This is a genomic window from Streptosporangium sp. NPDC005286, from assembly GCF_040607515.1.
Taxonomy (GTDB): Bacteria; Actinomycetota; Actinomycetes; order Streptosporangiales; family Streptosporangiaceae; genus Streptosporangium.
On sequence record NZ_JBEXGU010000312.1, the window covers coordinates 1 to 5,324 of the forward strand.

The following is a 5,324-nucleotide window of genomic DNA, read 5'->3' on the forward strand; positions in this document are numbered from 1 at the left end:
TCGAAGGCGCCAACACCTACACCACCCTCGCCGAAATCGCCACCACCCCCGAAACCGACACCCCCGAAGCCACCCCCCTCACCACCGTCCTGACTATCAGCTTCATCAGCTTCACCGCCGTCCTCGAGTGCTAACCGGCCACAACATTGTGTGACGGTGTCACGGGCGCGCAGAGGCGGCCCGTGACACCGTCACGGCTCCAGATGCGAGGTTCAACCGGCTGCAGGGGTCGGCGCGCTGCGGGGTTGAGCGCCCGCACAAATATCTGATCTTGGAGGTTCCATGGCTCCCGGGTTGCTGTTCCCAACCCAACCCGCGCATCCCGATGTGGTGGTGCCCTTCGGCAAGCTGGTGATGAACGGGCTGGCCGGCCGACTTTGGCTGGGACAGTCCTTGGCGGCTGAGACGCACCAGACGATCGCCTACCTGGCGGGCCGGGGCATCAAGGTGCCGTCCGGCATGGGCGTGACGCTGATGCCGCTGCGGCATCCGATGGAGGCGGCGGCCCAGGCGCGTAGCCTGGCGGTGCTCACCGGTCGTCCGGTGGTCGCCGGGTACGGCGCCGCCACCCCGGAACTGGTCAGGGCGCTTCGCGGCGCGCCGTACGAGAAGCCGGCGACGGCCGCGGCCGGGTACGCCCGCGCGGTGCGCGGCATCCTCGACGGTGGGATCTCCGGGCACACCTGCGAGGCGTGCGTCGCCTCCGGCGGGCTGCTCCCGATGAGGCACGCGCCCGTCGAGGTGGGCCTGGGCGTCCTCCGCCCGGGCATGGCGCGGGCGGCGGGCGCCGTCGCGGACGTGGCCATCACCTGGATGACGCCGCCCGGCTACGTCCGGGACACGCTGATCCCCGCCCTGGCCGAGGGCGCGGCGGACCGCGGCTCGGTGCCCCGCGTCGCGACCGTCGTGCACGTGGCGCTGGCCGCCCCCGGCCGCGACCCGCTCAGGCTCGCACGGGTCGGGGCCGGGGCTCACCTGGGGGCGCCGCACTACACCGACATGCTCAGGCGAGCCGGGGTGCCTGCGGACCCGGCCGACCCGCGGGCGGGCGCCGCGGCCCTGGTCGAGGCGGGGGTCTACGTGTACGGCACGCCGGAGGAGGTCGTCGAGCGGTTGCGCGAGTACCGCGAGGCGGGCGTGGACGAGGTCATTCTCAACACCATTGGTGTCGCGTCGACCGAGGGATTCACGGCGGCGGCGGCGGACGCCGAGCAGATCCTCAGCGCGATGGCGAACGCCGATGAGTGAGGCCGGGCAGCCCCAGAGTGCGCCGTCGTTCCGCGCCGAGCGTCTGCTCGTGCTCGTCACCGGGTCGCTCAACGCCACCTTCGTGCCGTACTGGTTCAACTGGCTGCGGCTCTTCTACCCGTGCCTGGACATCCGGGCGGTGGTGACCAGAAGCGCGGAGAGGTTCGTGACCCGGCAGTCGCTCGCGTCCATCCTCAACAAGGATGTGCCACTTGACGTCTGGCCGGACGTTCCGAAGCCTGGCTCGCCCCACGTGGACTACGCGTCCTGGCCGGACACCGTCCTGGTCTACCCGGCGACCTACCACTTCCTGAGCAGGTTCGCCAACGGTTTCGGCGACACCCCCATGTTGCTGGCGCTCCAGTGCACCTCCGCACTGATCGGGATCGCGCCGGCAGTGCCGCCGAACGCCATCCGGTCATACGCCTACCAGCAGCACCAAGCGGCGATCAAGGCCAGGCCCAACGTCGCGTTCGTCGACCCCGTGCTCGGTATAAGCGCCCACACCAGAGAAGAGAGCGTTGCGGCGGCCGCCCCGCTCCCCACTCTGATCGAGCGGCTGGAGAAACTGCGCGCCATCCGAGAGAAAGAAGCCAGATGAGCAAGGTCGTCGAATCCTTCGGCACGGGCTTCGTGCTCACCACGATCGTCAAGCACGACGACGGGGACTATCGGTGGACCCGGCGCCCCGGGCCCCACCGCGGCGGCGCGATCCGCACGCCTGATCCCACCGTCCTGGCAGCCGTCCGGGCGGTGCCGCGGGGGCGGGTCGGGCTCACCGTCCCGGAGCCGAGGGAGGGCGCCGGGGTGACCTACCGGACCGGTCAGGCCCGCTCGATCGCGGCCGTACTCCTTGGTTTAAGGCCGGGTACGGAAAAGTTCGACATCGAACAGGTCGCCATGGACACCCTCGTGGAAACCGGCACGACCCTCGCCCGATTGCATACCGTACCGGTGCCGCAGACCGACCTGCCCTCACCGGCGGGTCCGCAGCGGTTACTCTCCTGGCTGCGCAGCGGACAGGGGCCCACCGCCGCGCCGGAGCTCCACTCCCACGCGACCGGGATCCTCGGCCATGACCGGATCTCCACGGTCGAGGCGTGGTGCGTGCCGCCGTCGGAGGGACGGCACGTACTGCTGCACGGCGCCCCCGGCCACGGCATCCTGCTGCCCCTGACCCAGGATCAGGACGGCTGCCTGCTGACCGGTGAGGACCTCAGCTCCGGTCCGCCGGAGTTCGACGTGGGCTGGCTCATCGGCGAACTGGTGGAGTTTCGTGAAACGTTCCAGCAGCCGGGCCACAACACGTTCCCCGCCCTCGACTACGACGCCCTCATCGGCTGCGTGCTGGACGGCTACAACGCCCCCCTGGACCTCGCCGCCGTAGGCAGGGCCGCCGCCCTGCGATTCCTGACCCACACCCACGATTTCGCCGCCTACGTGGGCTGGCACGATGTCCTGGCGGACTACCTGAAGCTCGTCGCCGATGCGATCGACGCGGCGGACGCCGGGCAACTTCTGCCCTCCTCCTCGCACAAGGTGAGCCACTGATGAAGACTACCGAGATCGTGCGCGTGACGTTGGACAACGGGCTGCGGGTGGTCGTCGAGGAGGAGCACTCCGCGCCCATCGCGGGCGTCGCCGTCCACTACGACGTCGGCTTTCGCGCGGAGGCCGAGAACAGGTCAGGGCTCGCCCATCTGTTCGAGCACCTGATGTTCCAGGGGGAGGCCGGCAACGAGCTGGACCACTTCCAGCAGCTTGAGAGCATCGGGGGTTTCTGCAACGCCTCCACCCGGCAGGACTACACCGACTTCTACAACGTCGTCCCCGCCGAGGCTGTCGCGCGGGCGATCGCGCTGGAGGCCGGTCGCATGCGAGCCCCGAAGATCACCGAGCGGGCCATCCGGGCCCAGACCTCGGTCGTGCGGGAGGAGGTGCTGGGCAAGATCCGCAAGCCCTACGGCGGCTTCCCCTGGCCCAGGCTGTCCCCCGTGCTCTTCCACGACTTCGCCAACGCCCACGACGGGTACGGCGACTACGCCGCCCTCCAACAGGTCACTCTTCATGACTGCGTGGACTTCTTCGACCGCCATTACAGCCCGGCCAACGCCGTGGTGACGGTCGTGGGTGACGTCGAGGCCGGCGCGGTGCTGGAGGTCATCGGGCGTACGTTCGGGGAGATCCCGCCCCGGCCCGCCCCCGCGCTCGGCTCCTGGTGGGAGCCGGAGCCGGCCGGTCAGCTGGAGGCCGAGTACACCGACTCGCTGGCGCCGCTTCCCGCCTTCGCCGTCGGCCACCGGGTACCTGACCCGGCCGCCGACCCGCATGCCCACTTCGCGCTGTCCGCCCTCGCGGGCGTTCTGGCCGGGGGCACCCAGCCGCGGCTGCGTGAGCGACTGCGGCGCGAGACGGGGCAGGCCGTCATCTTCTCGGCCCGCGTCGGCCTGTTCGACTTCCTCGACGCTCGCGAGCCGGACATGTGGATCCTCACCGCGGTCCACCCGAAGGAGTTGCCGGCCGAACGGGTGCTGGCCGCCGTGGACGCCGAACTGGAGTCGATCGGCGCGCTCGGGCCCACCGACGAGGAGTTGCTGCGCTGGCGTACCGCGTGGGTCAACTCCCATCACCGGTCCATGGACCAGCTCGCCAACCAGGTGCGGATGACCGGGCGATTCGAGCTGCTGTTCGCTGATCCCGGCCGCGTCGCGCGGCTGCCCGAACTGTGCGCCGAGGTGACCGCCGCCGATGTGGCGGCGGCGGCGCGCGGCCTGCGCCCGGATTCCCGCGCGCTGCTCAGAGCTGTTCCGGAGGAGGGACGATGAGTAACGCGGTCGTGGATCGCACTCTGGGAAACGGCCTGCGCCTGCTGGCCCTGCGCCACGGCGTCACCCCCCTGGTCGAGGTGCGTCTCCACCTTCCCTCTCCCTGCCTGACCCGGCGCGATCTGGCCGAGTCCATGCTGCTGGCGGCCTGCCTGTCGCAACGGCGGAGCACGGACGACGGCGTGGAGCTGAGCGTGGCGGCCGACGTGTACAAGACGACCGTCACCGCCTCCTGCTCCGTGCAGGACGTGGACCACCTCATGTCAGCGCTGACGGAGGTGGTGGAAGGGGTGCCCGCCGAGGTGGAGTCGGTGCGTGGGCAACTGATCGCGCAGCTCAGGATGACCAGAGCCCACCCCGACGTCGCGGTCAGGTCCGAGCTGGCGCGGCACCTGTTCGGCGACCATCCGGCGACCTTCCTGGTGCCGGAGGAGGACGAGCTGACCGGGATCGCGGAGCCGCGGCACCGGCCGTTCGACCCCAGCGGCGCCGTCCTGATCATCCTCTCGCCGGACGACCCGGAGCGGATGGCCGATGCCGTGGAGAAGGCGCTGGCTGGCTGGCGGCCGCTCGCGCGGAGCGCGCCGCCGCTGCCGCCGCTGCCCAGGATCGACGGTGGCCGGCTGGCGCTGCTGCCGCGGCCGGGCGCGCCGCAGTCTCGCATCCGGCTGCGCGTGCAGGCGGTGACGATAGAGCACGAGCGCTATCCCGCGCTCTTCCTGACCTGCAACCTCCTGGGCGGCTACCTCTCCTCCCGGCTGTCGAGAAGCCTGCGCGAGGACAAGGGCTACGTGTACAGCGTCATCTCGTTCTTCGACCTCCAGCCCGGTAGCGGGCTCCTGGCGATCGAGGCCGACACCTCGGCCGCCACCACCGGCGCCGCGATGGAGGTGCTGGGCGCCGAACTCCGCGGGATGCGGACGCGTCCCCCCACAGGACAGGAGATCCAAGTCGCCCGCACCTATGCCCTCGGTTCCATGGCGACCCGCATGGCTCCGCGTGCCGCCTTCGCCTCCGCGCTCACCGATCTGGCCGCCAAGGGCATGGATCCGCTCTGGCTGCTCGACTTCTCGCACCGTCTGGCCGCCGTGACGCCGGACGCCGTGGTGGCCGCGGCCGAGGAGTTCCTCACTCCCGGGCGCTTCTCCGGCGTGGTCGCCGCGGAACCGATCGGTCTCCGGGCCGGCCTCCTCACGTGGCACAGACCGGTCAAGGACGAGCCGCCGCCGGACGGACCGGGTGGTGGTCAGC

5 protein-coding genes are annotated in these 5,324 nt (G+C 70.9%); all 5 read left to right on the top strand.

Going from position 1 to position 5,324, the window contains the following annotated elements; all coding sequences use genetic code 11:
- The first annotated feature begins 282 nt into the window (after window positions 1-282).
- Complete coding sequence (locus tag ABZU75_RS45150) at window positions 283-1,248, top strand: LLM class flavin-dependent oxidoreductase (protein WP_355569312.1); 966 nt, start codon at window positions 283-285, stop codon at window positions 1,246-1,248.
- On the top strand, window positions 1,241-1,849 hold the full coding sequence (locus tag ABZU75_RS45155; RefSeq protein ID WP_355569315.1) for a flavoprotein: 609 nt from the start codon (window positions 1,241-1,243) through the stop codon (window positions 1,847-1,849). The genes ABZU75_RS45150 and ABZU75_RS45155 overlap by 8 nt, the downstream gene beginning before the upstream one ends.
- Window positions 1,846-2,799 (top strand): hypothetical protein, encoded by a 954-nt coding sequence (locus ABZU75_RS45160; protein WP_355569318.1) that lies wholly within the window; start codon window positions 1,846-1,848, stop codon window positions 2,797-2,799. Before ABZU75_RS45155 ends, ABZU75_RS45160 begins: the two co-directional genes overlap by 4 nt.
- Entirely contained in the window at window positions 2,799-4,073 is a 1,275-nt protein-coding gene (locus ABZU75_RS45165; RefSeq protein ID WP_355569321.1) for a pitrilysin family protein, read from the top strand. Before ABZU75_RS45160 ends, ABZU75_RS45165 begins: the two co-directional genes overlap by 1 nt.
- A partial coding sequence (locus ABZU75_RS45170) for an insulinase family protein (protein ID WP_355569324.1) occupies window positions 4,070-5,324 on the top strand: 1,255 nt, incomplete at its 3' end. The genes ABZU75_RS45165 and ABZU75_RS45170, both read left to right, overlap by 4 nt.